The organism is Halobacterium bonnevillei, from assembly GCF_009831555.1.
Lineage (GTDB): Archaea > Halobacteriota > Halobacteria > Halobacteriales > Halobacteriaceae > Halobacterium > Halobacterium bonnevillei.
This window is the reverse complement of record NZ_WUUU01000231.1, coordinates 1-3,708: the sequence shown is the minus strand read 5'-3', so window position 1 is coordinate 3,708 and position 3,708 is coordinate 1. Positions and strand designations below refer to the sequence as shown.

The 3,708-nt window shown below is 70.4% G+C and carries 4 protein-coding genes; 3 read left to right on the top strand and 1 reads right to left on the bottom strand.

Annotation, left to right across the window (positions count from 1 at the left end):
* Nucleotides 1-1,515, bottom strand: a 1,515-nt coding sequence (purL, locus tag GRX66_RS17345; protein WP_159527631.1) for a phosphoribosylformylglycinamidine synthase subunit PurL, incomplete at its 3' end; no start/stop codon positions are given.
* Nucleotides 1,516-1,653: 138 nt separating this feature from the next.
* On the opposite strand from purL, the gene GRX66_RS17340 reads away from it, so the two are divergent.
* The 3 genes from GRX66_RS17340 to GRX66_RS17330 form a co-directional block, all read left to right on the top strand.
* On the top strand, nucleotides 1,654-2,268 hold the full coding sequence (locus tag GRX66_RS17340) for a DUF7827 domain-containing protein (RefSeq protein ID WP_159527630.1): 615 nt from the start codon (nucleotides 1,654-1,656) through the stop codon (nucleotides 2,266-2,268).
* A gap of 59 nt (nucleotides 2,269-2,327) precedes the next feature.
* Nucleotides 2,328-3,011: a PHP domain-containing protein gene (locus GRX66_RS17335; protein ID WP_325064177.1), complete on the top strand. Its 684-nt coding sequence runs from the start codon at nucleotides 2,328-2,330 to the stop codon at nucleotides 3,009-3,011.
* A gap of 3 nt (nucleotides 3,012-3,014) precedes the next feature.
* Nucleotides 3,015-3,708, top strand: a 694-nt coding sequence (locus GRX66_RS17330) for an asparagine synthase C-terminal domain-containing protein (protein ID WP_233745626.1), incomplete at its 3' end; no start/stop codon positions are given.

The following is a 3,708-nucleotide window of genomic DNA, read 5'->3' as shown; positions in this document are numbered from 1 at the left end:
CCCGCCGTTCAGACAGTCGACAGCGGCGAGCGGCTCGGCGCCCACGGCAGCCAGGTTCGTCGCGTTCTCGACGGCAGTCGCGTACGCGCCCTCGTAGGGGTCGGCGTCCGTCCAGTTCGGGTTCGCGCCCGCCGACAGCGCAACCGCCGTCTCGGAGCCGCCGGTTTCGCCGCTGTCGCCGTTCGCCCGGTCCGAAGCGGGGGGCGCCTCGCTGACTTCGTGCAGCGCGAGCAGCGCGCCGTCCCCGCCGGGGCGTCGCAGCGTCCGGTTCCCGACCTCGTGGTCGTACTGGCGGTAGACCCACCGCTTGCTCGCCGTGTTCGGACTCGACAGCACCGCGTCCAGGGCCGCGTCGAGCGTGACGTCCGGCAGGTCCGTCTCGGGTTCGGTGGGTTCGACGCGCTCGAGGTCGTTCATGGGCGCGCCGTCCGCGAGGAACTGCGCGGGCGCGTCGACCACGACGTCACCCTCGAACTCGCAGACGTAGTTGCCGTCGGTGACCTCGCCGATGACCGAACAGCCGAGGTCGAAGCGGTCGGCGATCTCCTGGACGCGCTCGACGTCGCCGGGTTCGACTTCGTAGCACATGCGCTCCTGGGACTCCGCCAGCAGGATCTCCAGGGCGTTCATGTTGGGTTCGCGCTGGTGGACGTCCGCGAGGTCGATGCGAGCGCCGAGGTCGCCCTGCGCGACCATCTCCGAGGACGCGCCACCGAGGCCGGCCGCGCCCAGGTCGCGGGCGGCGGCGACGAGGGCCTCGTCGAGGAGGGCTTCGTTCGCCTCGATGAGGAGTTTCTCCGTGTAGGGGTCGCCCACCTGGACCGCGGGGCGGTCCTCGGTTTCGGCGTCCTCCGCGAGGTCCTCGCTGGCGAAGCTCGCGCCGCCGAGGCCGTCGCGGCCCGTGGCGTTCCCGACGAGGACGAGTTTGTTCCCGGGTTCTTTCGCTGCGGCCGTGACGAGGCGGTCCTCGTTGAGCAGGCCGACGCAGGCGACGTTCACCAGCGGGTTGCCCTCGTAGTCCTCGTGGAACTGCGTGCTGCCCGTGACCGTCGGGACGCCGATGGCGTTCCCGTAGTCGCTGATCCCCTCGACGACGCCGTCGAGCAGGTACCGGGAGTGCTCTCTGTCCAGGGCGCCGAAGTAGAGGCTGTCCGCGAGCGCGATGGGGTAGGCGCCCATCGACAGCGTGTCGCGGACGATGCCGCCGACGCCCGTCGCGGCGCCGTCGTAGGGGTCGACGTACGACGGGTGGTTGTGGCTCTCGACGCCGAACGTGAGGTAGAGGTCGTCGCCGTCAGCGTCTGCGGCGCCCGGAACGGAGACGACGGCGGCGTCGTCGCCCGGCCCGACGACGACGTCCTCGCTGTCGGTCGTGAACGCCGACAGCAGCGGGCGCGAGGAACGGTACGCGCAGTGTTCGCTCCAGAGGTTCTCGAACAGGGCGGCCTCCGCCCGCGTCGGGTCGCGGCCGAGCTCCGCTTCGACGAGGCGTCGGTCCGAGTCGGCGAGTGGCATTCACCTTCGTGTCGTCTCTGTTGGCGTTTAGTCGTTTCTATGTGCACGTACGTGGGTAAAGCCGCGTTTTCAGCCAGACGCGGGTTTAGTACTCCCCGGCTGATACGTCCGTCCGGAATGACGAGTACTAGACGTGTTGTGCTGGCGATAATCGCAGTCGTCGCGCTCGCCAGTATCGGCGGGAGTGCCGCGACCGCTGGCGCAGCGTTCCAGAACAGCCCCTACGAGACGACCCAGGACGGGACGGCGGTCATCGCAGTCGACACGAACGACAGCGAGTCTGTGCGCCTCCAGGTCGGCAGCAAGAGTAGCGGATACGTCCTGAACGCGACGCTCGTGGACAACGACGACGACGGCGCGGTCGCCGTGGAGTTCCACGTTCCGAACGCCGGAACCGACACGCCGACGGTCGCCGCTGTCGGGCAGGACAGTGTCGAGGACGTCTCGGAGTACGAACTGCACGACCCGCCGCTGGCATCTGGCGCGTACCGGCTCACCGTGAGCGGCGACGGCGACCAGGTATCCGACGTGAGTCGCCTCACGGTCAACGAAGCCAGCGAGTCCGCGACGACGGACGAAGCGGCCACGACGGCACAACAGACGACTGAGGGCCCGAGCACCACGGCCTCGCAGAGGTCGACGACAGTCGCGGCGACGACCGAGGATTCGTCCAACGGCGACTCCCCCGGCTTCGGCGTCGGCGTGGCGGTCGCAGCGATCCTGGGCGCGGCGTTGGCCGCTGCGCGGCGCTGACCTGGACCGGTCGCGGCCGTACCGGGGCGCTTTTGCCGGGCCCCGCGTAACTGCCAGGCGTGCTTTCCGTCGAACTCCACGCACACTCCGCGCTGTCCTACGACGGCCGCGACCCCGTCGAGATGCTGCTCGAGCAGGCACAGGCGGTGGGGCTCGACGCGCTCGCGGTCACGGACCACGACGAGATCGACGCGAGCCTCGAGGCCGCCGAACTCGCCGCCGACTACGACCTCATCGGCATCCCGGGCATGGAGGTGACGAGCGCCGACGGCCACGTCCTCGCCATCGGCGTCGAAGAGGCCGTGCCCTCGGGGCGGCCGTTCGTGGAGACTCTCGAGGAGATCCGGTCGCGGGGCGGCCTCGCCATCGTCCCCCACCCGTTCCAGTCCTCTCGCAGCGGCGTCGCGCCGAACATCTCCCAGGAGGAACTGGCCTCGGCCGACGCCATCGAAGTGTACAACTCGCGGCTGTTGACCGGGCGTGCGAACCGACAGGCCGAGCGGTTCGCGCGAACCCACGACCTCCCGATGACCGCCGGGAGCGACGCCCACATCGCGGAGATGGTGGGGCAGGCAGTCACGCGGGTGGGCGCGGAGGAACGCTCGCTCGACGGGATTCTGGACGCGATCCGGGACGGTCGGACGAGCGTGGAAGGCAAACGCACGCCGTGGCACATCAGCTTCCGGCAGGCCGCCGGCGGCGCGAAACGCCGCGTGAAGAACCGGCTCGCGGAGTTCCTCTGAGCGATGTACGGCGCGTCCGAAGCGACCGTCCGGGACGCACTCGACAACGACGACCCCCTGCCTGGGACGTACGGGTTCGCGGGCGAACTGCCGGACGGCAGCCTGGTCCGGGACGTACTGGGTCGCGAACTCTGTTACGACGACGACGGCGGCTGGAGTCGCGACCCTGGTGTCCTCTCGGACCCGACGCTTCTGGACGCGGGCCACGTTCGCTCCGACGGCGAGGCGCGTCGAGCCTGGCGGCTTCCCGACCCGCCGGTCGACGCCGAACGGCCCGTGGAACGCGTCCGTGGTGCACTCGACGCGGCACTGGCAGTCGACGACGACGACCTCGCAGTCGCGTTCTCCGGCGGCCTCGACTCCGCGCTGGTGGCCACCGAACTCGACGCACCGCTGTACGCGGTCGGCTACGGGGACTGCGCGGACATCGACGCCGCGCGCGAGTCCGCCGCAGCGATGGGCAGAACCGACGACCTCCGCGTCCACGACGTGACGCTGGACGAAATCGAGGAAGCGGTCCCCGAAGTAGCGCGGGCGATCGGCCGCACGAACGCGATGGACGTCCAGATCGCGCTCCCGCTGTATCTGGTCGCGCAGCGCGCCGCGCGCGACGGGTTCGACCGGCTCGCGCTCGGGCAGGGCGCCGACGAACTGTTCGGGGGGGTACGCCAAGGTCGCGAAGGCGCCCGACGACCCG